The sequence below is a fragment of the Neorhizobium alkalisoli genome, assembly GCF_002968635.1.
Lineage (GTDB): Bacteria > Pseudomonadota > Alphaproteobacteria > Rhizobiales > Rhizobiaceae > Neorhizobium > Neorhizobium alkalisoli.
Genome location: NZ_PVBN01000015.1, coordinates 64320 through 88993, shown reverse-complemented (window position 1 = coordinate 88993; position 24674 = coordinate 64320). Strand labels below are relative to the sequence as shown.

Below are 24674 nucleotides of genomic sequence, written 5' to 3'. Positions count from 1 at the left end.
GCCCTTGGGCGGCGAACCGCGTTGCGGCATCGAACCGCAAACCTACGGCAAAGGCAGATGCAGGCACCGGCGCCTGCATCTGCCTCCCTTGGCACTAGAGGTCGTTAATGGCGATGATGCTGGCGACCTGATCCGCAACAGCGTCCATTGCCGCCTGGGTCAAGTGTACCGTGTCCTGCAGCAGCGAGGCGCAGACGACGCCGGCGGAAATGTCCAAGAGGTCTTGAGCCGTACCCGTGGCAATGGCGTTGATCAGCGGTACAGTATCAGAGGTATGGACTCCCTTGGTGGCGATGTAGTCTCGGATCGCTTCCATATCGAGCGTGTAACTCGACTTTACGCCGGATGCGGACGGTCCTACGGCGACACTGGGCAAGAGGATAATCCTCGATGGTTCGCCATGCCAGGCAATGATCTGGTCGACAATGGCACAGGTCGCCGCGACGGAACCATAGCTGTTTGCGGAGCCGTCCCAGATGACCAGCGTCTTGCCACGCGCGTTCGGTTCCGCGATTAGCCTGTCTCTCGCCGCAGCAAGCGTCGACCCGCCAACTGCCGTATTGATCACGGCTCTGTCTGTGTCGGTGCGAAGTGTGCCGGACAAAGAGACCCCGCCCGCGCCGGCGGTATAGCTGTCCCCTTCAGCAAAAATGTCAGTCGCGGCAAATCCGGACGATGCGTGCTGCAGCCACCAGTCTGGCTGCTTGGCAGGCAGATAATAACCCCTCTGGAGCCCGGACCAGACATTGCCTGAGAGCGAGCCGCCAAACCGCATGATCGAATGCGACTGGATAACGGTCGCCGACGCTTTCTGGAAAGGTGCGCTGCCGTTCAGGCATACACTGAGGTCATCATCTTTCCAACCGAGCACAATCTTGATCGGGCTTCCCGCCGCCACCGTGCCAATGGCTTGGTTATAGACTTCCGTGGCGCTGGCCCGCACCACGCAGGAAATCACGCCGGTCGCTGCAACCCGGGTCACGCGGATAAAGTCGTTGTCGCCACTCTGCCCGCTTTGGGCATTCGAAATATCGAGCAGCACCTGATCGGTACCGGAACTATCGGCAACACCCTCCAGACCAACAGAACCTTCCATCTGGTTGAAGATCGAGAATGGCTTCACCTCTGTCAAAGAGGCGCTGTTGAAATAGGATGTTCCGGTGGACGAGTTGGACTGATAGAGCCCGCCATAGCGTTGGGACACGTTGCCGGCCGCCACGACCACCTCAAGCAATGAGTTTGCGCCGGAAAAATTTGGCGTTGCAAGGTAGATGCCGCCGGTCATTCCGGTATTGATGGAGGATGCCGGCTTCTGCTGCCCCGTCGTGTTGGTGCCGAGACGACCCCTCAGGCGCCAGCGATAGGTTTTCCTCTGGAGCGGCAGACTGAACCGCCAGCGCGCGCCGGTGCCGCCGGACGTAAATTCGAGTTCGCCCCCCACGATAGCGATCGAAGAACCTGTACCCACTGCAGTCAATGCCGTGGTGGCAGAAAGATCGGCGACGCCGGGGAATTCGTTGGCCGCAGCCGGCACATCATAGGGGCCGAACCTGCGAACTCCGGCGGACGAATTGCCGGCCACACCGGCAGCCGCAAGGAACGCCGCCTCCGTTGGATAGGACATACCGTCGTACCAGCCGCGATTATTGGCAGCCTCCAGCACGAATGGCACCGCCTGACCTGCAGCGTCCAGAGGAACCCAGGAGGGAACGGGATCTTCGACCGCAAGCGGCTGGGTGAAGGTGTGAGACCAGCCGCTTTCATTGCTTGCTGTGACGGTGAGCGTGTAGGTTCCAACGGCCAGATCGCCGGCAACGCGAATTTCATTACCTACGATTTCGAGGTTGGAGTTCTGGTTATCGACAAGCGTGTAGTTGATATTCATGTGATCCTCCGCCCAGAACTGCCCGACGACGAACCCTGTGGGTGTCACCGAGGTCAGAAGAGCGTATTGCGTGAAAACGATGTGGGGCACGGCCTCATGCGCAAGGCGGGTCGCGATAAGTCCGGCAATTGAAAAGCCGAGGTCGAGCATCAGGTCCTACCCGTCTACCGAGCTGGTATTCTTGCTCTCGGGGTTGGGGATCTTCACAACGTCGCCGGCCATAAGCCTGCTACCGCATCTGTGCATTCCTGGTTCCTTTCACGTTTTGACGCGTGCAACGGCAGGCGTCTATGCCAGCCGATTGTAGGGATGGGGCAGGAAGCGGGGATGGAAAGGGAAGCGATAATCTTTGGGCGCGTTAGGGGCAGGATGCCTAGCGAATTGATTTTATTGCCGGGGCGACCATCTCATGGGAGCCGGACATCCTCGATTTTGTTGTCTCGCACTATGAGCTCTTCCACGCCCTTCCCGATGTTGATCGCAGTAGCGCCAAAGCCAACCTCGTTCTGTTCGATCAATACGTTGCGTATCGCCGGATCATTGTCTGAACGACCATCGACACGGATCATCGCAGCTGAGCGCAAGCGGTTTTCTCTGACGACGACTCCGAGGGTCAGGAGCGTCTCATTGCCCTCGAATTGGCGTCCCTCCACCGCGATCTCCGCAGCACGGCGAAGAGTGGGCCCGGCTATCTCATTGCCCAAAAACTGGGTGTAGAAATTGGGTTGCGGGTGACGGTAGTCGAGCGAAAAGACCTTCAGACCGTCGCTCCTTCGTGATTTGTTGTCGGCAAAGACATGTTTGTATCCGGTCCCGAAGACCTGTGCGGCGCCGGCATCTTCGAAGGTGTTGCCGACGACCAGATAGTTCTCCTGCATCGGCACGATCGAAACCACCGAGTCTTTGTCGATGGCCATCGCTATGTCTCGGTCCAATACCGCTAGGTTGCCTGTCCTTGTCGTGACGCGTGCGACGAGCCCGAGCCCGCGGCCTTTCAGCACAAACAGCCCGGCGCCTTTCCAGTCCTTCTCCTGCAAGGTCCCGAGGCCTACCGGGTCCATTGTTGCCGATGCGTCCCGCACGTCGACTAGTCGCCCGCGATAGTAGCCGCCCGCTCCATCGGAGGTCATCGCCTCGCGGTCCCAGCCGTACATCGTCTCGAATCGGTTGTTACGGACAAGCACATTTCTGGCGAATGAACCTCCGAACGTATTGATGCCTCCGCCCGAAGCCTGCAGATCATTTCCGATGATCCGGTTGTTTTCGAAGATGACGCCGTCCGGTCCCGAAATTCCATACCAACCGCGCCGCCCGGTGCGCAGCGTGTTGCCCGCCACCCGCGCGGCAACCGGTTTCACAAGCACGAGCGGGCGCATCGAAGAAAGCACGTCGCAGCCTTCAACGACGATATTGCTGCCTCCGAGCAGGAGTCCTGCAACGCCGGTGCGCACCTTGTTTTGCATTGCCTCCAGGCGTTTGAGCGGTTCGTCGTTTTTCATATGACGGAGGAATGAAGAGGCCCGAATGATGACCCCCTTCACGGTGATATTCGTGCCTACAGGTTCTGCCGACACGGGGTCGAAGCCGCCCCTGATGATGTGGAAATGGCGTTCTGCATTGATCGTCAGATCTGCCACCGAAAAATTCCGGATACCTTCCATCAGCGCATCGGGAGGGTTTTCGGTATCTTTCCAGATGAGCGTCACCAGATCATTCGCTTCGCCTTTGAGAGCCACGCCGTCAGGGATCTGGAGCGTGCCGGTGAGACGGTAGATGCCCGCATGCAAAAACAAGGTTCCGCCACCCCGTCGCGCCAAAGCGCCCATTGACGCATTGATCCGACCGGTGTCGTCGTGGTCGAGATTGTCGGGGTGATTGCTGTATAGCTTCATCACCGGAAGGTCGGTTCGAGATCTTGCTTCTATCTCGATCGAGCCGACGTCTCTCCAAGTCGAGGCGTCTCCCGAGCCGTTCCACAATCTTGCCCGATAGGAGCCGATTGCAAGGCTTTCAGGAAGGGGGAAGGCGGCCGACCAGCTATCGGGTGCACTAACGGGAAGGGCGGTCTCCTTTCCTTCGGAGGAGGTGATCTTGACGATGGCATTCTCAGTGAGCGCCATGTTGCGGCCCGAGAGCCTCAGCCAACCGCCGGGCGTAGCGGAGAACCCCTTGTCTCCCTGCGTCCAATAGACATCCGGCGCATTCAGTTGGAAGGTTAAACTGGCATCGCCGGCGTCGAGCGTCACCGAGAAGACGCCACTGGCCATTTTGGCCGGAAGGAGAAACGAGAGAGTGGCCGGTGATTTGGCGAGTATTTGGGCGCTCTCCGCCACACCTTTCACCGTGATATCAGGCTGGTTGCTAAGCGTCGTCACTTCGACGCTCCGCACGGCATCCAGACCCGCTCCAGTCAGCTGAACAGTCTGTCCCGGTTTGACGGGATCGCTTGCCCAGAAGATTGTCGGGGTAGTGGCCAAGGCCGGATCAGGAAGAAAGACTTTCGATGCAAAACAAATCAGGGCGAAAAGGTGAAGACAGAAGAAGGCAGGCGGAGACCGCATGAGGGAATTTCCCGGAGCATCGATGGAGCAAGAACGGACGTGACGGAGACGGCACAGTATCGTGCCGGCCATGTAAAGCAAGAATGCGGGTGGCATTAACAGCCGCGAGGATGCGTTGTGAAATAAGTATTTCAGATCCCAGTAAAATCACAGTTTTGAGATGCTTTTCAGTTGCGCCAGCCTTGCCGCTCATTGTCAATCCGTCTAAGCATCGTGCCGGCGGCGGGGAGAAAAATGCAAGTTCAAGAGAAGCCTCAGCATCGAAGGACGTCATCGGCTTTGCTGAGACTCTTTACGGCGATCTACTGTATTGCAATAACTCTGGCTCTTCTGAATTACGGCGCAGTAGATCTGCTGTCAGTAACGCTGCTCGCGGTGCCGGTGTTTCTTCTGCTGGCTGTGTCAGTGATTTGGATAGGAGTGCCTGGGCATAGACGAGCGGCCATGCTGGCAGCGACGCTCGTTCCTACATTGGCGTTCGCCTGGATTCTCCTTCAAACCTCGGCCTGGCCTGTTGCTGGCGACCCCGCTTGGCGCGATGTCCAGACCTATGTTTCGGGAGTGACATCGGCTGTATCTCTGACGCCGGCGGATGATTGGGCGAGCGCACTCAGAATAGCCGTTCCCTTCGGCATCTTCATGCTTGGATTGATACTGTTCGACACCGATGAGCGGGCCACGGTTGCATTGAAGGTGCTTGCAGTTGTTGGAGGCGTTGTTTCTCTCCTGTCCATCCTGCAGTTTCACTTTGCGCCCAAAACCCTGCTGTTTGGCGCGAAATCCGCCTATTTCGACAGTTTGAGCGGGTTCTTCGTCAACCGGAATACGGCAGCTACCTATTTCGGCTTGATGGCGCTGATGAACTACGCCCTATGCGGACGAGCAGCGGCGGGCATCGAAATACGGCGCCTGCTGGCAGCAGTTGACCAACGCCGTCCGCTTGCGCCCGACCAGAGGCGGCAGCTCTGGGCCGCCGCCGGATACGGCCTCTTGTTCTTGCTGACGATCATCGCGCTCGTCTTGACCAAGTCCCGCGCGGGCATTGTATCGAGCCTTGCGGCGATCGTTCTTCTTACGTTGTTCATGTCCTTAAGGCCGGCCAACCGTACAACATCCCAGAACCTCTTTGCAAAAACTCGGCTTTCGAAGGTCCGAAGGGTCGGTGTTGCCATCCTGCTTTCCGCCGCCTTGACCTTTGTTTTTCTGTCGCTTGCCGGCAGAGCATTGATGCGGGTCGACGGCACCTTGGGTGCGCGCGCCTGCGTTTGGCCCGGCATGCTTTCCGGGGTGAGGGATCATTTGCCCTGGGGGTCCGGCATGGCGAGTTTCGAAACCGTGTTTGCTGCTTACAGAGAGCCTTCATGCGGTATCGCAGGCATCTGGAATCGCGCCCACAACGTCTACCTTGAAGGGTTGTTTACGTTTGGTGCGATGTTCCCTGTGCTTGCCGTGGGAACTCTTTTGCTGCTGTTCGCGATTTTCAAAAAGGGAATGACAACTCGTCGGCGGCTGCGATACGCGCCGGAGATCGGCTTTGCTTCTCTATTGCTGATCGCCTTTCATTCTGCTTTCGATTTCTCGCTTCAGATCACCGGCATCGCTGTCATCTACGCTGTGATGCTGGCACCGATCGTGTCGATCTGCCTCAATCTTCCTGGTCAGACACGCGTCAAGCGCAGACGAAGAAGGCATGGGTTGCCGGAAGGCAAACGAGATACGGAAACGATAGAACTCGCCTAGCTGCTACGCGTGATTCCCGGTCGGACTGCGCCATTGATATGGTGGACATTCCATGTCGTTCGCCAGTGATTTGAAGTCTTCTCAAAATATTGCACTAATTTGCGTCAGATAATCATGCAAATGCACCAGAATCGACGTTAGTAAGTGCAAACATACTTAAGCAATTGTTGATTCAATGTGTTGAATCAGCAACAGGCTGGGATAAGCTGCGCTGCAACAAGAAGGTCTTTCCGAAGCTCCCTAGTTTTTAAATTGCTCCTATGCATATTGAGCCTGGGCATTTGTGGGGGCCATTGTGAAAATTCGTACAGCTACTACTTTGATTCTAGTATCGACCGTCGCGTTGACGGGCTGCACCGCTTTGCCAAGCGCAGGCCCCGATGCTCGGCAGATCGAGGCGCAAGCAACAGCAAAAGTTACTTCTGCAAAGAAAGAGCAGGCAGTCGGGATCGACTATGCGCTCGTCGACCTGAACAAGGCTGTGCTGAGCTTCGTTGCTGATACGACAACCGCCTCGTTGCTTGGTGGCTTCGGTGGTGGCAGGGGCGGCCCTCCGAGCTTGCCGCTCGGTGTTGGCGACGTCGTCCAGGTATCTGTATTCGAATCGCAGGCGGGTGGCCTCTTCATCCCGAATGATGCCGGCAGCCGTCCAGGCAATTACGTGTCCCTGCCGCAGCAGACGATCGATCGTGCAGGAACGATCAGCGTTCCTTACGCGGGCCGAGTTAGGGCAGCCGGTCGACCGGTGGAGGATGTGCAGCGTGAGGTTGAGGATCTGCTCGCCAACCGCGCGATCGAGCCGCAGGTCCTCATCACCAAGGTCACCAGCCGTTCGGCGCAGGTTGCCGTTCTGGGGGATGTGCGGTCTCCGGCGAAGGTCGAGCTGACCGAAGCGGGCGAGCGCATTCTCGACGTGATTTCGGAGGCCGGCGGCCTTAGTTCACCGGGTGTTGAGACCTATGTTACGCTGCAGCGGCGCGGCAGGTCGGCCACCATTCAGTATAATCATCTGATCGATACGCCGACGGAAAACATCTACGTTGCGCCTGGTGATACTATTCTGGTCGATCGAGAACGCCGCACGTACCTTGCCTTCGGGGCATCGGGACTGAACGGCCGGTTTGACTTCGAGGAATCGGATCTGACGCTCGGCGAGGCTTTGGGCAAGGCCGGCGGTTTGCTGGATGCTCGTGCAAATCCGTCTCAGGTTCTGATATATCGCGTTGTCAAGAAGGACTTCCTCGCCAAGCTTGGTGTAGATACAGCTAAGTTCCCGGGCGCTACCGTACCGGTGATCTTCCGTGCAAACATGCGTGATCCGTCCGCCTTGTTCGCCACGCAGAAGTTCCCGATGCAGGACAAGGATATCCTCTACGTTTCAAACGCCGATTCTGTCGAAGTGCTTAAGTTCCTCAACCTCGTGAACTCTGTGACGACAACGGCGGCGGGCGTTCCGTCCGATGCTGTTGCGACGCGTGATGCGGTGAGGGAATTGGTGAATTGATGAAGAAGGAAGCGGCGTTAACGCTTTCTTCATCTTCATCTTGATCGGTAAGTACTTTTATGTAATGGCTACATTTATTGTAGCGTTTTTCTGGGGAAAATCATGAAAACCCGTACCATTGCTAAAGTCTCAGGAATTGTTTTGTTAGGCGCCGTGGCCTCGGGTTTCGTAGGTTTGTCTGCCGCTAACGCGCAGACGGCCACCCCGGCGTCGGGATGCTTTGTATCTCCGGCCAAATTGTCGGACGCAGAGATCAGTGCGTTCCTTTCTTCTCCGCAGAACCTTCTCACGCAGTTTGCTTCTGGCGGTCTGCCGCTGGCTAACCAGGTGCGTGCTTTGGCAGGTTCCAGTGCCGATGCGCTGGCACCGATCATGGCGTTGGTGGCGAACGCCAATCCGTCTCAGGCCGCGGCGATTGGCGCCGGCCTTGTGCGGGCTGCTCGTGCCTGCGCGACGGCAAATCCAGAATATGCGGCGCAGATCCAGGATGCAGTTGCAGCCACGGGTAATCGCGCGCTGGAAACCGCATTCCTTGCCGGCGGAAACGATACGCAGACTGCGGCTCTTGGTGGGCTTGCCGGCGGTGGATCTCCGACTGCTGCTGGTATCGGTGGCGGCGGCACGCCTGGCGGTGGCGCGAATGGTTCGGCTGATGGAACCAATTCGACGGGCTCCGGCAACTCCAGCTTCGGTGCTGGCGCTGGCGGTTCTTACTTTGCCAGCGACAGCGGGACGACCACCCGGATCATCGAGGTCAGCCCGACTACGCCGTAATGGCTGCTGCCTGTCAGTGATCGAAAAATAACGAGGATAGGTCTTGCAGATCAACAGCAGGGATTTTCGGGGCGGCTTGCGCGACGATGACATCAATGCGACCGAGCCGTCTCAGGCTGTTGATGTGGAGGCCTTGATTGCGGCAGCACGTCGACAGTGGCTGGTGGTGGCGGCATGTGCTGCCGCCGCTTTTGTCCTCGGGATTGTTTATATCCTCACGGCGGTCCCGCTCTATACATCATACGTCAGCGTATTGATCGATCGCGGAAACAGGGAAGTCGTTCAGCAGCTTTCCACAATCGGCGGTGTGATCGATGACGAAGCATCGATCCTCAGCCAGGTGGAGCTTCTCTACTCCGATACCATCGCGCTGGCGGTGGTCGATAAACTGGATCTGAGCAACGATCCGAGCTTCATGTCGTCTGAAGCATCGGCAATTTCCAGCGCGATCGGTGCGATCCGCTCTATAGCCAATGTCTCAAGCTGGTTTGCCTCTGAAGAACCGGAAACTGATGCCCAGGTGGCGGCGAGACGACGCGCCGCGGCAGATCAGCTGCTTGACAATGTAAGCGTCAGCCGTGTTGGCCGCACCTATGTGCTCGAGGTGAGCTACGTGTCTCCCTCGTCTCAATTGTCGGCGAAAATAGCCAACGCGATCGGCGAGGCCTACCTGGTCGACAAACTCAACTCCAAATACGAAGCGACGCGGCGGGCGAGCGACTGGCTGCAGGAGCGTATTGCCGAACTGCGCCAGAAGGCCCTTGCTTCGGATCTTGCCGTACAGAAATTCCGCAGCGCCAACGGGCTTGTGGCGGCGGGTTCCGTCTTGGTTGCCGACCAGCAGCTGTCGGAGCTCAATAGCGCGATGATTGTCGCACAATCGGATACGGCGAAGGCGAGGGCGCGTCTGCAGCGGATTCAACAGATTATCGCTTCAGGTCAGTCGGATGCGATTGTCACCGACGTGCTCGACAGTTCCATTTCGAACGAATTGCGCCAGAAATACCTGGACGCTTCGAAACGCGAAGCACAGATTTCCGAACGGCTGGGGCAGAACCACATTCAGGCTATCCGGCTGAGAAGCGAAATGTCGGAATACAAGCGGTTGATGTTCGAAGAGGTCAACCGGATCGCTGAAAGCTACAAGTCTGATCTCGATGTCGCCGAGGCTCGTGAGAAGAGTTTGAATGACTCCGTCTCTCAGGCGACCGGCATCAGCGCCAGTGCCAATGAGACCCAGGTCCAGCTTCGCGAATTGGAGCGCGAAGCCGAAACCTACAAAAATATGTATCAGACGTTTCTGCAGCGCTATCAGGAAGCACTTCAGCAGCAGTCGTTCCCTGTCACCGAGGCGCGCATCATTACCCGCGCTACCCCTGCCGGCGGCCCGAGCCATCCGCGCAAGTCTCTCGTAATGGCGTTTTTTCTGGTGTTGGGTGCTGCAGCCGGTGGCGGAGTTGGCGCGTTCCGTGAGTTCCGCGACCGCTTCTTCCGGACAGGCGAGCAGGTTCGCGATATATTGGGCCTCGAGTTCCTCGGGATCGCTCCCTTGGTACCGCCTGCACGGGCTACGTCTTTGAAGGAGATGCCGGAGGGGCCTCGTTTGATCCGCAAGGCAAATGCGGTCTCGAATTATGTCATCGATCATCCGCTGTCGGCCTTCGCCGAGACCCTGCGAAGCGCCAAGATCGCCGCCGATCTCGGTCTGGCCGGCAAGACCTGCAAAATCATCGGTATCGTGTCGTCCTTGCCCGGGGAGGGGAAGTCGACCATCTCCGTAAACTTCGCCGAACTGCTCGCAAGTCAGGGCAGCCGGACGATCCTCATCGATGGAGATCTGCGCAATCCAGGCGCAACACGCGCAATCGCGCGGCATGCGGAAGCGGGGCTGCTTGAAGCTCTCCTGGATGGCGGCAACGTCCAGAACCTCCTTCTGCACAATCCGCAGACGAAGCTTTCCTTCCTGCCGGCTGTCGTGAAGCATCGTGTGCCGCACTCTTCGGAGCTTTTGGCATCACCTGCGATGCGCAACATTCTGACGTCGCTGAGCGCTGAGGCGGACTATATCATCGTCGACCTGCCACCGCTTGGACCGGTCGTCGACGCGCGAGCGATCTCCAACCGGGTCGACGGCTTCATCTTCGTCACCGAGTGGGGCAAAACAGCGCGTCGCGTCGTGAGGCAGGTTCTTTCGACCGATCCGTATATTCGGGACAAATGTCTCGGCGTGATCCTCAACAAGGTGGATCAGGAGCGTATGAAGCTCTATCGCGCCTACGGATCGAGCGAATATTATTACTCGCGCTATTCGCAATACTACCAGGAAAACGTGTGAAGATGATTGGGATTCGCAGGAATCCGCTTCTTGTCGGAGCGGTGACTGCCTTTTCGCTGGTGGTGCTGTCGCTCAGCGCCGTCCAGATTTCCCGCTTCGTCCGCTTCGGTGATCTGCCGTATCTTGCTCGTCAGTTGCAACGGAAAGAGCCGGTGGCGCGCCAAGCCATTGCAGCTTCCGTTTCGCAGGCGGAAGCGCTCCGTGCGGCAGGTGTTTGTCAAAGCGAGTTCGTCAAAGGCGGAATGTCGATCCTTCTCGCCGACCTCGATTACCAGGATCAGGATAAGGATTACGAGAGCTGGGCCACGGCCCTGGAGCGGACAGACAAGTTTGCCCGTTTCGCTCTCGGTTGCCTGCCGACCGACGGTAATCTCTGGCTGAGGCTGGCTATGGTTCAACAGACGATCGTCGAGGAGCCGGAGGAGGTCGCAAAGCTTGTGACGTTTTCCCAGCTTTATACGCCGGCGGATGAGAATGTTATCGTCGGTCGTTATCTGCTGTATAACCGGGTCACGGCCCGGACACTCGCGCTGCTGTCAGAGCCGCTCGCGTCTGATCTCCGGATTATCTGTTCCGACAACAACCATTCCCTGCGGCGACGCCTTCCGGCGCCCGGACCGCTTGTAACGCAGCAATTGGCTGCCATGACACCGGATTGCGATCCGGTCGGGACGCAAAAAATAGGTAAAACCGACCGATAGTTGCCAGTGCCAACCCGGGAGTGGTCCGATATCTCAGATATCGAACCAAAGACGCGGGTTGTCAGCCGACTGGATCTTCTCCCAAGTCAGGTCCGTGCGGTTCCAAGGCCGTATCATGCCGGTGCGGTTGTCCAGCACAAGGTCCCCTTGAGAGGTCTTCACAACCAGCACGGCATGACCCTCGCCGGCGCCCGTTCTTGCCACCGCCATGCGCAGGCTGCGCGCGGGCCAGCCCGCTGCAATCAGTTTGCGGCGCTTTGTCAATGCGTAGTCTTCGCAGTCGCCGGAACCGACATCGACACTCCATACGTCGCTGCTGCTGTTGTCATACTGCGGGCGCATGGAGCGGTTCACGGCAGCATTGATGCGGAACAGCTCGGCTCGCCGGAGCGGGCTGAGGTCAACGATGGATTCTCCCTGGCTTGCCTGGCAGTCTTCACGATTGTCGCGGCAGAAACGGACGAAGGCGAAGGGCGCAAGCGTGTGCCGGGACGCGGTGATGAACTGGCTTTGCGGGACTGTCCGCAAAGGCCGGGCGAGGCCCGAGACGGGTCCGGCGGACGCCGTGTGTGCCATCGAACCGCACAGGACGGATGCGATAATCAAAGTCTTGAAGAAATGCCTGCCAGACATTGGTGCCCCCAATCGAAACCGGACGTGGAAATCGTCTCGTGATCTTGCTTGTGTCCCGATTTAGCACGGCCTCTTTTGCGGCTCGCTTAAGTGAAAGCGTTGGATTTTAACGATCGTTGTTTTTCCGACCTCGAGGGTGAGGCAGGGTCTTGCAACGTTGAGGCCAGGCCGCCCGTAGCGACTGAATCCATGTGCTTTCCATGGGGGTCGGAATCGCTCCGTGTCATCGCTGACGCGTGATTCTCGACATCCGCCTCAGAATAGAACACTATGGACAGGGGAGGCTGGAGGAGGAGCGACATGCGGGCACAGGTGTATATGATCGCATTGCTGGTCAGCCTTCTGATATGGTCGACCAGCTTTTTTGCAGTTCGAGAGAGTTATAGGTTCGCGCATTCAAGCGGTCTTATCCCGAACCTTCACCTCTACGAGCGGCTAGACAACTGGCTTGAAGGTTGAACTGAAACTCGCCATGCGGGTGGCCAGCTTGCCTGGAAGTGGAACGGATGAAGGGAGAGCTTGCGATCGTGCGGCTCTAAGCAGGCACATTTGTCCTGGCGGCATGAGAAGGCCGGTAGAACGTGAGTGCTGCTCTCTCGACTGTTGCGGTCAAGTGTTATACACCAAGTAAAATTCCACCGGGTGCTGTTATATGTACAAGATTTCGATATTTGTTGCTTCCATATTAGTTGCCTCGACATTTCCAGCTTTGGCTGAAAAATCAAAAATGCGGGTCGCGTCCGAGGCCGAAATTCGCGAATACATGAACGAACGCTCGAAGGACACGAGCACCAAGAGCAACGGCTACACCTATGCGCGCGGCAATCCGCGCGGCTACAAGATCTCCAATGGTGAGATCTGTGTTCTTTTTCCGAATGGGAGGAAGGACTGCGTGAACGTGGAGACCGACGGCAGGAACTTCGAGATCATCACCCGGGACGGCGGCCGCTCCACCTTTAAGTAGAGAGTTACCCCGGGGTCGCATGAAGCGTTATTGCGCTCCGGGAAATCTGCCCTTGATGTTCTGGACATAGTAGGTGCCCGCCGAGACTGCCTGGGCGAGATCATTGAAGACCTGCCTCGGAACGTCGACGAACTCTCTCAATTGGCCATTCGCCATATAAATGCGAAGCAAGCGTTTGTCCTCCTCATAGGAGGCCGCGTCGATCAGCTTCGATCTCAACTCCACGCGCATGGCGGCACCTGAGTTGTTGGGGCTGAGATTACGATATTGTGCGGTGCAAAAAAATCAAGCTGGTATTTCTGAGCCCGTGGTGATTCGCAGCCGCACCCTTGGTGGGGCTGCGGCGCGATTCTTGCAGAGTTGAGGAGTTCTGTCAGGGGCGATCCGGGAATCGCCGGGCGAGATCTCCGAAGAGCAGCAATCTGCTAGCGAATGTCCGTCTCAGTCAGGGCGGCAGGAAGCTCGAAGGTGGAGCGGCCCGCAGTTTGCCCACCGTGGTTATCGACCCATGCGCGGCTTTGGATTGATGTAGTCCTCACAGGCTTCATAGTCATCCGGCCCGAATAGGACTTTGTTGTTCTCGTCAACGACGACCCACAGACCGGGGCTGCTAGAGCGGACAATTCGCAGCATTCACTTTCTCCTATTTGATGTAGTGCCTATGAATACATCCAGTGGCAGAAAATGATTGCCGTGGGGTTGAGAAAAATTCGGTATTGACTCCCCCGGTCAATGAGAACAAAATAGGAACGTATTCCCGTTCTCAGAAGGGCCTACCATCCCCCCGAAGCTCGCCAGATCGGAACAGCAGCCCGCAAGACCTCGCTCAAGTCATCCATGACGCCCATGCTGGTAGTGCGCGCGCCGCACTCCGCACGGTCATAGCCCACGCCTATTTCCTTTGCGACCAGCTTGAGACGGCTTCTATGCTCATAAGTCCGGCCTCGTGCGCAGATGGAAACCGAAGTTTCGGCGCGAGGAGAAAGGTGGTGTGGATTCGCTTACTGTCGTGAATAACTTAATATCGAGAAGCGAATCGTAGAGCGTGGAATGGCACTGGACGACAATAAGGCGGCAGAAGCCATCGCGGCAGAGTGGGGTGTTGACGTTGACCTATTGAGCGAAGTTCATTGGGAGGTTGACACCATCGATGGAAACGACGGCGAGCTTTACGGTTATGTTATTCGCTTCGATGACGAAAGCGACCCGGAAATTCTTACTCAGCTAGGACTCGGGGAAAGGGAGTTTTCGCGCCGCATTAGCCTCAACGCATTCGATGAACCAGACTACACCGACGATGATTATGATCGGGATCTCAGAATCAAAGAAGGCATAGAGGACGGTCGGCCAATCGAGCCAGAGGACGATGACGGCACCTTCTCATTAGACGAGCCTTTACCCGACCTTCCGCCCGGTGACGCGTATCTGATGGACGACAAAGGTCGTTACATCACAGATGAACGAGGTCGCCCTCTTATAGCTACGGGACAACCTTTATCAGGCGGCATAGGTGGCGCTCCACTCAATGAATACGTCATAAACGGACCAACCCATGCCGGTCGGTCTTTCGCAGGGCATTCGTTTGCCACTAACACGGGCGACAGAATAATTGATCGCAATGGTAATCGTCTTGTGTTCGACCCCATGCCGGTGCTCGACCGAAACACGGTTTATCAGCAGGAACTTCAGTCCCGGATTGATAGGTTAGAGGCTGCCCTTGAGACTTATAGCACGCACCTACCGCCACGGAATCACAATCACCCGCCGGAACTGGTCGAACCTGATCCAATAGCGCCGGAAGATCTTAAGATCGTTGTGGAAGCGGTGATCGAACTCAGGGTTGACGCGCAGGAGCAAAAGCCGGACCCAGTGATACTACAGGCCAAGGCATCATTGTTCCGAAGGGTTGCGGAAGCAATTGCCGCTTGGTGCGGAAGAAAAGCTGATGCGGCAGTAGACGCCGCGATTCAATGGGCGATTCCCGCAGGGATAGTTTGGGCCGCTGCGAACCCGCAGGAGGTTCAAGCCGCGCTCCAGGCCGTCGCTGATGCCGCCTCTAACTGGGCGAAATACCTAGCTGCTATCGCTACCTAACACGCGCCTCTCATCTGCTACACATGGAACACCCACATGAATGCTACACAGCAGTGCCCAAAATACGCCATAACTAGTTGATGCTGTTCGGAAAAATGGTGGGCGATGAGAGACTCGAAAACTCAATTCTCTCATCGGTCACGCGTGTAAAGGATTGAAAATAGACGCAAATTAGAATTGACGCAACTGACGATTTGTGACGTTGTGACGGCCTCTGTTTTGTGACGTCGGAAGCCTGGTCCTGTGGATAACCTGGGTTGAACAAGCGCTCTAAACATCAATCCACGACGCGTGGTAAAATCTGCTACTTCAAACGACTCGCGGACTTTCCATGCAGCTACTCTTCTTAGACGACGCGGCGCAGCGCAAGCCATCACGGCCTCGCTTGGGGCCTATTGTAGCAGTCGGAGGTATATCTTTAGAAGCTGGTGCGGCGAGAGAGCTTGAAAAGGCGCTGAACGACTTCTGTCACGATAAGGTCGGCTTCCCGATCCGCGAGCCGTTTAAGTGGTCACCCGCCAAGGACCATTGGATGAGAGCGAACCTCATCGGGGAAGATCGGGTTCGGTTCATCACGGACGTTCTGATGCTGGCCGCCGAACATGGCGCGGTCGCATTAGCAAACGTTTCTGACACAAGTAAGCGGCTAGCCACCAAGAACGCCGACAAGCATGAGATGGACGTGCTTGTCATGGCTTTGGAACGCTTCAACTACTCGATTGGCAACGACCTTGGCATGGTGATTGTGGCACGCCCTTCAGGGGGACGCTCAGACGAAGACACTTTTTTGGCTGATTGCGCCGAGATCGTCTCTGCGGGAACCGACTACGCTAAATTCGACAAGCTTGCGACGAACATTCTAACCATGCCTTTCAACAATTCTCGTGTCCTTCAGGTGGCCGATCTTGTGGCCTCGATAACCACAGCAATGGTAGCGGGACACACCGAGTATGCCGCGCCGGTGTTTCAACCTGTCAAAAACATGCTCCGATCGGATTCCGGGCGTATCGGAGGAGTGGGTTTGAAGATACATCCGGATTTCTCCTATCTGAACCTTTATCACTGGCTTTTAGGAGACGAGTTCTACAAGCGTGGGAGTTCCGGCATTTCGTTGCCGGACCGCCGCTACCCCTTTTGCATCGGTCCCGACACTTTCTGACGGACGCTCCCTCATTCAGCATAGCAAGGCCCCATCGAAAGCCGGTTGTGAGATCCAATCGTTAGGAGAATCAGTTAGCTTCGGTGGAAATTAACTGGGGGTGGCGCATGGATGATACTGAGGAGAATGGTTCACTTCCAGAGGAAGAGGCAGATGCCACTTTAACCGCCCGACTTGCCGACCCTGACGCTCTTGTAGAGGCGCGCGTGTCGGAAGAGCTACGGAAAAAATTCGAGTTCTTCAGCTATAAAAACGCGGCAGTGATTCTAGCGGAGACCCATCCGCAGGAATGGAGCGAATTGCTCGATGCCCTCACGAATTTATCAATCACAACGGAGATGCTCACGACGGCCGGCGGAAACGAGTCCGCGATACCGAAGCACGTCAGTTCGCTACTGCGGCCAAGCAACTGGCATGAAACCGTCATCCGTGGCGATCTAGTCGTCAAACTTCTTTGGAAGGAGCAAGTCGGCGTGACGAAGGGCGGGAAGGTCAAGTTCGCAAAGCGGGAAAGTGAGCAAACTCGCAAGGGATATCTCGACGGTCACAAAATCGACTATGTGAAAAACCGGGTAGCCTTCGATTTGGAGTGGAACAGTAAGGATCAGACTTTCGACCGTGACCTTTACGCCTTCAACGCTTTTTATCAGGCTGGCGCGATTGACGCGGCCGTTCTGTTGACCAGAAGCCGAGATTTGAACGACGTCTTCCGGGATCTCGGCATTGCCGCGAAATACGGGGCGAGCACCACCTGGATGGGCAAACTTATCTACCGGCTAGATGCCGGGAGGAATGGCGGCTGCCCGGTCCTAGCCATTGGCATCAAGCCGGACAGCATTACAGACTGGAAGAAGGTTTAAAGCCGCCTATTCAGCGGCGACAGAGCGCGAGTGATTGCTATAGGTGTCCCACGTCGGACGATATTCGTCATCCGCCTGATTACCCCATACGGTCCACTTCGGCCGCGTTCCCCGGGCGAACATTTCAAGATACGGGCCGGGGGAGCAAGCCTCAATAAGATCGTATTGCTCATCCGGTTTGCGCGAGTGTTCGCGCTTCCGGGTAGCGAGGTAATTTACCTGGGTGCGGCCGGCATCGAGCGTGCGCGCATTTTTCCCCCGGACGCCGAACAGAATGATTTCCGTCACGTTGCGGAAATAGAAGCCGACGCCACGCCCGTCCGAACCGCCGTCTTTTCTAATCTTGTGCCAAATGAGGTTTGACTTGTAGGTGAAACCCCAGCTTTGCAAGACTTGGAGCCCTTCAGGCAACAACGCATTAGGCACCCATAGATACAGGTGTGCCGTCGTATCCGCCACCTTTGCCACTGGCAATGCTTTGATGTCCTCTAGCTCCATTGTGCCGTAGCGATTAAGTCGGCGATGTTCTGGAGCTACCTTTCCGGTCCTATTAACGAACTGCCAGGGCGGATCGGCGAGGATCGTTTTGAACCGAGCGCCATTTGCTGTTTGAAGAAGGTCGGCAGCAGGATCAGTCATAAAGATTCTCTCATTGTTCTCATCAGGCATATCACATGTTGCCACATAAAAAAGAGGCCAAAGCCCACAGCCCGCCGAGTTTTCCCGGCGAGCTTTATTCATCTGGTGCGCTTATGCAGGTCGCGGACTACGCGGCGCGAATGTTTGCCTCGTCGTCCGGCGTCATTTCCACAAAGGAGGGTTCTGACATGGGTGCAGGGGTCTCGCCATTTTCAAGAAAATCGGCTTCGTCACGGGACTGAATAGGTTTGGGCCGGATGACATGGACGCGATGCAATTCATGTGCTGCGATCAACAGACCTTCCGGCGAGTTGAAGACTTCCACGCGATAGATGCTGTTGCCGTCAAGATCGATATCGGCCTTGACGTCGTTCTTCTCCTTGCAGCCATAAAGGTCATAGAGGAAGGCATCAAATGTCTTCCGGCCCATGACTTCGATAGCGTTTGGGTTGTTTGCAGCCTGAGCGTCGCTCATGATAGATTCCTTTCGTTGTGGGTGGCGGGTGGAAGCGCCTGCCTCGCTCATGCTTCTGCCGGATCGGGTGAAGGGTCCAATCGACGCCCGTTCCGGCAGTGTTCTTCAGCCCATCGCTATTCGATGACGGGGAAGAAATGGCTGGTCTTTTTCGCCAGCCGCTTCTTGAGGGCTTCAAGCTGCCCTTTCTTGACCGGGGATGCGTCCTGCATCTGCCGGTCAATCTCTTCGATCTTGTAGGCGTTGATTAGTTCCGCCAGTTCCTTCGCGGCGTCGATAAGGATGGCAGTCATTGACGTGGCGACCGTCAGGGAATTGACTTCCAAACCCATCTCTTCCCAATCCGCCGCCCGGTCGAGCTTGGGGCGCTCGTCGGTCAAGTCGGTTCCAAGTTCGATGCCTATCCAATGCAGATTTTCTGGCAGCATGAAATTCGCCTCACGCTCCTTCAGGAACGCGGCGAACGTCCGTTCGGGGTTCCTCATGAGCGGATCAATGGACGGCGTAGGCCTAGCCTGTTCGGCCTTCGCCTGCGCCTTCTTCCGCTCCCGGTATTCCCGCTGAATCTCTGCCCGTGTCTTCGCCACTGCTCACCCCTTGGTAACAAGATATTTCGTTACGTTAGCAACTCTATCTCCCGTTACCATTACGAAGTCAACAGGGAAAATTCAGGCGGCAGGCCGTGCGATCGCCGGGACCATGCTTTCAGCCTGTCGGGCGGCGTCGGCGTTCGCGTCGTTGACGATCTGGTGCACCACGTCCACTGGCAACACGCAATTGTCGGCGAAGATTGCCGCGATCTGGTGCGGCTCGATCTGCCCGGTAGCGATATCGGGATTCAGGCCGTTACTGAGGCGGCGGGCAAGATCGGTAGTTAGGCCGTCGAAGATGTCGGAAGGAATGAAGATGTTCCGCATGGGGGCGTCCATTTTTGTTGGTGATGGCAGAATCTTACGGCGCGCAAACTCATTCGTCTAGGGGTGAAATGAAATTTTCGTCAACATAATCAAGAAGTTAGCTTAAGTAAGCACTTACTTATTTCGCGATTCGCCGGGCGCTAGAAGCGCCCGAACGCCTCGCTTTCCTTCATGCATTCGGTGCTTTCCTGTTCGATCCGGGCGTTACGCTTGGCAAGGGCTTCGTCGGCCTTAGCGCGGTGAAAGGCGGCTTGCGTCTGGTCTTCCCATTTGCGTCTCGCCGTAACGTCCTTGTTTGTGCGGAGGTCTGCGACGGTCAAACCGGCGTCGTCTGCTTCGGTCTGTTCCTTAACGGCGTTCCGGTCAGCCTTGAGCTTGTTCCGGCCATTGCGCTCCATGAAGAAAGCGATCCCACGCAAACGGCTGCAAAGCTGGTTCCACTCGTAACCTTCGCCCGTTTTGTAGGTAATGGGAACGCCGTTGGCTGTGTGGCCGCAAACGACAGTCTCTTCCTCAAGGATTGGAAGCCGGGCGCTATTCACGTCCTCCCATTCGAGCAACATGGCGGCGACGGCGCGGCCATGTGGCGAGTATGAAATCGGATTGCTAGGTTCCTTCCTCGCCTCGCTCATGATCTGACGGATGACAGACATGGTTTCATCGTTGATCGGCGCGAAGGGATGAGCTTGAGCGTTCACGGCGGCGTCCTTACGTTTCGTGGGGTCTTTCTTGAGAGCGTTCACGGCGGCGCGGCTTGCGCGCTGCTTTTCGAGCTTCGCGGCTTTCGCATCCGCTTCGGTTTCATACTTGCGGGGTCTAGCCATCGGGTTCCTTCTTTGCTTGGCCCCTTGGAATCAGACGGGCGGAAAAAGGACCAAAGAACCGCCCGGCCTAGTGCGTGATGACACGCGTGCTGCGCACAAGGGGCTATAGCGTTCTGGAAATCGCTTACCGGAAGAAAATGACGGACGAGCGGAAGGTTCTCGCACAGCTTCCGGGGAAGGTTTGATTCAGGACCGGGAGAGTTATTTCCTCACGAGCGCCGTCCATACTACTTTAATAGTTATTATATTAGCTAAATAAAAATAACCTTTATATAGTATGGACGCCGATCTTGAAGCGAAAACCTTCCCGGTCCTGAAAACGCCGTGCGCTACAAGAGACTCACGGAAGCCTGTGATGGATCGTCCGGTTATCTGCTTCTACTGTTGGCGAAGTTGCCGGGCCGTGTCTGACGGCGAAGCTCATCGGCCACCACGCCGCGCATGGTTCCTTCAAGCTGCCGGGCCATCCGCTTCGCAAGGTCGGCGTTCTGTTCGGGCGTGCCTGCCGAGCCGTTGACGGTGACAGGTGCGGAAATCGAGATCGCTTGAACCGGGGCGGCAAACACGCCGCCGAGATCGGGCACGGCAAGCGTCGGCGTCCCCGTGACAAGGCCACCTTCGGCATAGCCGCGCTTCGCTGCCTCGTGCATGGCATCGAGGTTCTTCACGCCGAGCGCACGGGTCGCTTTCTTGCTGAAGACGTATTCGTCAGCATGGACAACGCCAGCCGGTTGATACTTCGATCCGGGGCCGGTCCATCCACCTTCAGAAAAGCCGAACAATCCGCCAAGCAACATTCCAAACAGGCCACCGAAGCCGCCGCCCGAACTATTGCCGCCACCACCGAAGAGACCGGCAAGCGGACCTTCGCCCATAAGCACGGCTTGAAGCCCGACTTTGATCAAGGTTTGCAACATGGATTGCAAAGCCTGTTCCGCCGTCATGGTGCCGGAGAGCAAGCCCGCAAGGGCGTCCGTCATCTGCTGGCCGAAGAAATGCCCGGCTTCCGCAAGCCCTTCCTGCTTCTCCCGGAGCCGTCCGGTCGCCATTTCGGCGTGTGCCATACCCTGCGCAAGCTGGGCAATCTCGGTGCGCTGCTGGGGCGAAAGCTGAATGCCCGCCCGTGCGGCCTCGTTCAACATTTCCTGTTCGTATCGAAGCGCCGCCGCCTGCTGGCCGGTCATGCCAAGGGCTTGCTGTTCGAGGCGCTGGGCGTCGGTGTATTGTCGCGCGCCCTGCGTGATCTGGCTATAAGCATCGGCCTGCCGGGTCGCGGCTTCTGTCAGCCGGTCGATTTCGGCGGCGGTTTCCTCGTTCCGGGCGTCGGCGTCCTCAATGTGCCAGTTCTCATTCGAGAGCGGGAAAGACAGGCCGAAGTTGCCCGCGTTCCGATGCACCCACTGCCGCGCCGCGTCGGAACTATAGCCAAGGTCGGCGGCATTGCCTTTGTTGTGCTGGCTATTGCCGGGAGGTGCCACCCATTTCCGGGCGGCCTCCGGTGACCCATACTTGCGAAGGGCATCAAGCCAAAGCTCTTGCTGTCGCTCCACCGAACGGAAGCCCGAATTGATGGTGACGCTGCCCTTGAGATTGTCGGGCATGCTGGCAATCATCTTCGCCAGCTTCGACGCAAAAGCCGTCGCCATGCCGTCGATATGGCTTTGAGCCTTGCCGGAAGCCAGAACCGAAGAAAGGTATGCCGTCGGGTCGTCGGTCGCGCTCTTGAGGTTTGCAGATGCCAGCGCACGACCACGCATTTCGTTAGCCAGGGCGATTTCGCGCTGTCCCTGCGCACGGGCGATTGCCGCCTCATAGACGGCTTCGATCTGGGCTTTCTTGTCGAGATCGGCCAGCGACTTCGCCAGTTCCGGCACTTCGTTCTTCAGAGCCCGGATGGCGTCACCGAAGTTTTTGATGTTGGCGACGGCACGGCCTGCGGCGGTGTCGGTGCCGGACAGGGCGTTGTTGAGGTTGTCGAGGGGCGGCTTTGCGCCGCGCGCTTCCTCGCCCGTGCGATAAATGAAGTTCTCGGAATAGCCGTTGCGACGGTCCAGAATGTCCCGGAGGCGCAAGGCCTCGCCGGTCAATTCCTCGATAAGGGCGGTCTGGCGATCAATGTTCAGGTCAATGGCGGCATCGCCGGGGAACGCGATCTTCTCAAGCTGAAGATCGGCCAGCCGGTCCTTGGCTTCCTGCCCTCGCCCGGCAGTCGTGGCGATGATCATAAGGGTATCGGGAACCTTCGCCATACCGGACTTCAGGGCTTCCCAAAGGTCGCGGCCCTTCCAAGCATGAATTTCATCGACAAGGACAAAGGAAGGTGTCTTGCCGTGCTGCGCCGCGCCGTCCGACGACACGGCCAGCAATTCGGCCTTGTTCAACCGGCAGGCGATTTTCTTGGCGCTATTATGGGCGTCATAGATGCGGGTCGCGGCGACAAGGCGATGGTCTTCCCGGACGATGTTCGCGGCTTCCTTGAAACCGATACCGGCCTGTTCGCGATCCGACGCGGCAAAGATCGCCTGTCCTGCCGGGCGGGCTTCCGGGCCGATGGTATGAAGCAACGCCCACGCGGCGGCGATACTGGTCTTACGGTTGCCACGCGGGAGCATAAGAAAGACGGTGCGCACGATCCGGGAGCCATCCGGGTTCCGGGGTCCATAGATGCGGCGCGTCATGCGCTCCTGAAAATCGTAAAGCTGGAAGCGGCTTTTCGGTGCCGTGCTGGCCGGGTGTTTGAGCGCCCGAATGAAGTCAACGGCTTCCTGTCCGTAACCGAAGGGGTCCGGGATCGGGGAGTTATCGTTGATCCATGCCGGGAATGCGCTGTTGCTCAAGGGCGGTTCCTGCCGATGGCAAGCGGGTTGTCGCCGTCATCGGCGGCGGGTCCGGCGCTGCCGACACGAGAGCGGGACACGGGCGAAAGGCCGTATTCCGCCGCAAGCTGGCGAGCCGTCTGCATTGCCTTGTCCTGAAGACGGCAAAGCTTCAGGTCGATATCGCCGGAAGTGCGAAGGGCGTCCTCAATCTCGCGGACAAGGCCACGGGCGCGGCAATAGTCTTCAACGCCGCCAAGATCGCCACGGGTGATAATGCCCCTTTCAATCAGGCCGGGCATGATGCGCTTCCATTCCGCGCGGGCATAGTCCGAAAGATGCTTCGGCGCGGCGGGCGCTTTCTTGAGCGCGTTCGCATCGGATTGCACGGGCGGTTTCACGCCGCGAAGGTGTGTCACCGGATCACCTCGCCGCGAAGCTCAAGGGCTTCGAACCTGCCGATTTCCTTGATTTCCTTCAGGCCGTAGGACTGGCCGTTATAGGTCACGCGGTCGGCGGTCGTGATGCCAGGGCGATATCGGACACGGAAAATCATGGTGCCGGTTTCGGCCTCGCCGTAGCCGGTGAAGAACTCCGTGGCCGTTTGCTGAAGGACTTCAGCCCATACCATGGCGACGGGCGTCCACGCCTTCACCACGTCGCCGGACGGGTTCACGGTTTCGGTTTGCCGGTCGATAGTAATACGGCGATCCATGTTCCCGATATTGAGCATTAAACCATCCACCGAATGAGGGCTTCGACGGACAGGATAGAGTGACCATAGGCGGGGTTCGGGTCGCGAACATGCCGAGTCGTCGTAACCTTGAAATGGTCGCAATAGCCGCCTTCGATTGGCAGACTGTATTTGGACAGGGCGGCGGCGGCGGCCCCGGCGATTTCCTTGGCGGCGTCCTGTCCGGCGTCCAGCGTCCAAACGTGAAGGTCGAGGTAAACCCATGCGGCGCTTTGGGCGCGGTAATCGTTGCCGTGAAGCATGGTGCTGCCGTCGCTCATGGTGATGCACGGTGTCTTGTCGGGGCGGGTGCTTCCGGCGCGGATATGATCGGCAGGGACAAGGGCAATCACTTCCGGCTTATTCAGAAGCCGGGCGCGAATGGCAGTCTGAAGGGCGGTGACGGGTTCAATCATTGCTGCTTTCCATTCCAAGCATCGCGCACGGCCTTTCGGCCAGCACGGTCAATGCGCTGCTGAAGGCGTTTGCGGAGAAGGCGAAGGGCGGGCCAAAAATACGGTTGCGCGTCCGTGTCGGCGGTGCCGTATTCGACAAGGTGCGGGTAGATCGGCGGCACGGCGGCAAGAGTGTCTTCAATAACGGACACGGTGCCGGGAAGCAGGCGGACAAGCTCAAACGGGCGTCCGTCATCGTAGCGGACGACACGGGCAAAGCCGTTGCCGTAAATCAGGGCGTCGGAGGTCAGGTCGGTGCGAAGCGTGGTCGCGCCGGTCCATTCATTGGCGCGGCGATGCACGATCTTGAAGGCGGTATGCTTTCGGGCGGCTTCCTTGTTGTCGCCATCCTCCCGGAACAGCTTTACCGGAAGACTGCCGACGCTTTCGGAGATAAGCCGGACGGCCTGAAGGACGGCGGGAATATGGAGTGCCGACATACCGCCGACATTCACGCCCGAGACGGTAGAGCGAACGCCGAACAGTTCCGAAATGGCCGGATCGGATAGGACATGAGCCTTGCGCTCAGCCAATCCAAGCTTGCTCTTCACATCACTCCAAAAACCCATAAGGGACAACATTCCTATTTAACCTAGGAATATTAT

General features: G+C 57.5%; 24 protein-coding genes. 9 read left to right on the top strand and 15 right to left on the bottom strand.

Annotated features, from left to right (window positions below; genetic code table 11):
* Window positions 1-94: 94 nt before the first annotated feature.
* The 3 genes from C5L13_RS25535 to C5L13_RS28855 all read right to left on the bottom strand — a co-directional run bounded on the left by C5L13_RS25535 (window position 95) and on the right by C5L13_RS28855 (window position 4639).
* The gene (locus tag C5L13_RS25535) at window positions 95-2035 is read right to left on the bottom strand and encodes an SGNH/GDSL hydrolase family protein (RefSeq protein WP_105386084.1); all 1941 of its coding nucleotides are present in this window, start codon (window positions 2033-2035) and stop codon (window positions 95-97) included.
* Window positions 2036-2292: 257 nt separating this feature from the next.
* A complete protein-coding gene (locus C5L13_RS25530; RefSeq protein WP_158693528.1) occupies window positions 2293-4260 on the bottom strand; it encodes a right-handed parallel beta-helix repeat-containing protein in 1968 nt (655 codons plus the stop codon).
* 109 nt (window positions 4261-4369) lie between these two features.
* Window positions 4370-4639, bottom strand: coding sequence for a hypothetical protein (locus C5L13_RS28855; RefSeq protein WP_158693527.1), 270 nt, complete (start codon window positions 4637-4639; stop codon window positions 4370-4372).
* A 41-nt stretch (window positions 4640-4680) separates the two neighbouring features.
* On the opposite strand from C5L13_RS28855, the gene C5L13_RS25525 reads away from it, so the two are divergent.
* The 5 genes from C5L13_RS25525 (at window position 4681) to C5L13_RS25505 (ending at window position 11500) form a co-directional block, all read left to right on the top strand.
* Window positions 4681-6186, top strand: coding sequence for an O-antigen ligase family protein (locus tag C5L13_RS25525; RefSeq protein ID WP_105386082.1), 1506 nt, complete (start codon window positions 4681-4683; stop codon window positions 6184-6186).
* Between the two features lie 283 nt (window positions 6187-6469).
* Entirely contained in the window at window positions 6470-7690 is a 1221-nt protein-coding gene (locus C5L13_RS25520) for a polysaccharide biosynthesis/export family protein (protein ID WP_407070471.1), read from the top strand.
* 102 nt (window positions 7691-7792) lie between these two features.
* Window positions 7793-8464 carry a hypothetical protein gene (locus C5L13_RS25515; RefSeq protein ID WP_158693526.1) on the top strand — a complete coding sequence of 224 codons (672 nt, stop codon included), beginning with the start codon at window positions 7793-7795 and terminating at the stop codon, window positions 8462-8464.
* A gap of 76 nt (window positions 8465-8540) precedes the next feature.
* Window positions 8541-10799, top strand: a complete 2259-nt coding sequence (locus tag C5L13_RS25510) for a polysaccharide biosynthesis tyrosine autokinase (protein WP_407070477.1) — start codon at window positions 8541-8543, stop codon at window positions 10797-10799.
* Between the two features lie 2 nt (window positions 10800-10801).
* Window positions 10802-11500: a hypothetical protein gene (locus C5L13_RS25505; RefSeq protein WP_105386080.1), complete on the top strand. Its 699-nt coding sequence runs from the start codon at window positions 10802-10804 to the stop codon at window positions 11498-11500.
* Between the two features lie 33 nt (window positions 11501-11533).
* Here C5L13_RS25505 and C5L13_RS25500 read toward each other — a convergent pair whose 3' ends face one another.
* On the bottom strand, window positions 11534-12133 hold the full coding sequence (locus C5L13_RS25500; protein WP_105386079.1) for a transglutaminase-like cysteine peptidase: 600 nt from the start codon (window positions 12131-12133) through the stop codon (window positions 11534-11536).
* A 727-nt stretch (window positions 12134-12860) separates the two neighbouring features.
* On the opposite strand from C5L13_RS25500, the gene C5L13_RS25495 reads away from it, so the two are divergent.
* Window positions 12861-13097 (top strand): hypothetical protein, encoded by a 237-nt coding sequence (locus C5L13_RS25495; RefSeq protein WP_342588200.1) that lies wholly within the window; start codon window positions 12861-12863, stop codon window positions 13095-13097.
* A gap of 27 nt (window positions 13098-13124) precedes the next feature.
* On the opposite strand, the gene C5L13_RS25490 is transcribed toward C5L13_RS25495, so the two are convergent.
* Window positions 13125-13328: a KTSC domain-containing protein gene (locus C5L13_RS25490; protein ID WP_105386077.1), complete on the bottom strand. Its 204-nt coding sequence runs from the start codon at window positions 13326-13328 to the stop codon at window positions 13125-13127.
* Between the two features lie 819 nt (window positions 13329-14147).
* Here C5L13_RS25490 and C5L13_RS25485 point away from each other — a divergent pair.
* The 3 genes from C5L13_RS25485 to C5L13_RS25475 all read left to right on the top strand — a co-directional run bounded on the left by C5L13_RS25485 (window position 14148) and on the right by C5L13_RS25475 (window position 17210).
* Window positions 14148-15191, top strand: a complete 1044-nt coding sequence (locus C5L13_RS25485) for a hypothetical protein (protein ID WP_105386076.1) — start codon at window positions 14148-14150, stop codon at window positions 15189-15191.
* Window positions 15192-15522: 331 nt separating this feature from the next.
* Window positions 15523-16350, top strand: coding sequence for a hypothetical protein (locus C5L13_RS25480; RefSeq protein ID WP_105386075.1), 828 nt, complete (start codon window positions 15523-15525; stop codon window positions 16348-16350).
* 107 nt (window positions 16351-16457) lie between these two features.
* Window positions 16458-17210, top strand: a complete 753-nt coding sequence (locus tag C5L13_RS25475) for a BglII/BstYI family type II restriction endonuclease (protein WP_105386074.1) — start codon at window positions 16458-16460, stop codon at window positions 17208-17210.
* A 6-nt stretch (window positions 17211-17216) separates the two neighbouring features.
* Here the strand turns inward: C5L13_RS25475 and C5L13_RS25470 are convergent, their stop codons facing one another.
* From C5L13_RS25470 to C5L13_RS29575, 10 genes are all read right to left on the bottom strand, one after another.
* Complete coding sequence (locus C5L13_RS25470; protein ID WP_245571465.1) at window positions 17217-17951, bottom strand: MT-A70 family methyltransferase; 735 nt, start codon at window positions 17949-17951, stop codon at window positions 17217-17219.
* 25 nt (window positions 17952-17976) lie between these two features.
* On the bottom strand, window positions 17977-18324 hold the full coding sequence (locus C5L13_RS25465) for a hypothetical protein (protein WP_105386073.1): 348 nt from the start codon (window positions 18322-18324) through the stop codon (window positions 17977-17979).
* Window positions 18325-18440: 116 nt separating this feature from the next.
* Window positions 18441-18911, bottom strand: coding sequence for a hypothetical protein (locus C5L13_RS25460; protein WP_105386072.1), 471 nt, complete (start codon window positions 18909-18911; stop codon window positions 18441-18443).
* Window positions 18912-18992: 81 nt separating this feature from the next.
* A complete protein-coding gene (locus C5L13_RS25455; protein WP_105386071.1) occupies window positions 18993-19241 on the bottom strand; it encodes a hypothetical protein in 249 nt (82 codons plus the stop codon).
* A 140-nt stretch (window positions 19242-19381) separates the two neighbouring features.
* A complete protein-coding gene (locus tag C5L13_RS25450) occupies window positions 19382-20065 on the bottom strand; it encodes a hypothetical protein (protein WP_105386070.1) in 684 nt (227 codons plus the stop codon).
* A gap of 368 nt (window positions 20066-20433) precedes the next feature.
* The gene (locus tag C5L13_RS25445; RefSeq protein WP_105386069.1) at window positions 20434-22902 is read right to left on the bottom strand and encodes a terminase large subunit domain-containing protein; all 2469 of its coding nucleotides are present in this window, start codon (window positions 22900-22902) and stop codon (window positions 20434-20436) included.
* On the bottom strand, window positions 22899-23300 hold the full coding sequence (locus C5L13_RS25440) for a phage terminase small subunit P27 family (protein ID WP_105386068.1): 402 nt from the start codon (window positions 23298-23300) through the stop codon (window positions 22899-22901). Before C5L13_RS25440 ends, C5L13_RS25445 begins: the two co-directional genes overlap by 4 nt.
* Entirely contained in the window at window positions 23297-23614 is a 318-nt protein-coding gene (locus tag C5L13_RS25435; RefSeq protein ID WP_105386067.1) for a phage head closure protein, read from the bottom strand. Before C5L13_RS25435 ends, C5L13_RS25440 begins: the two co-directional genes overlap by 4 nt.
* Entirely contained in the window at window positions 23614-24030 is a 417-nt protein-coding gene (gene gp17, locus C5L13_RS25430) for a tail completion protein gp17 (RefSeq protein ID WP_105386066.1), read from the bottom strand. Before gp17 ends, C5L13_RS25435 begins: the two co-directional genes overlap by 1 nt.
* Window positions 24027-24638, bottom strand: coding sequence for a phage portal protein (locus C5L13_RS29575; RefSeq protein WP_158693525.1), 612 nt, complete (start codon window positions 24636-24638; stop codon window positions 24027-24029). Before C5L13_RS29575 ends, gp17 begins: the two co-directional genes overlap by 4 nt.
* Between the last annotated feature and the right edge of the window lie 36 nt (window positions 24639-24674).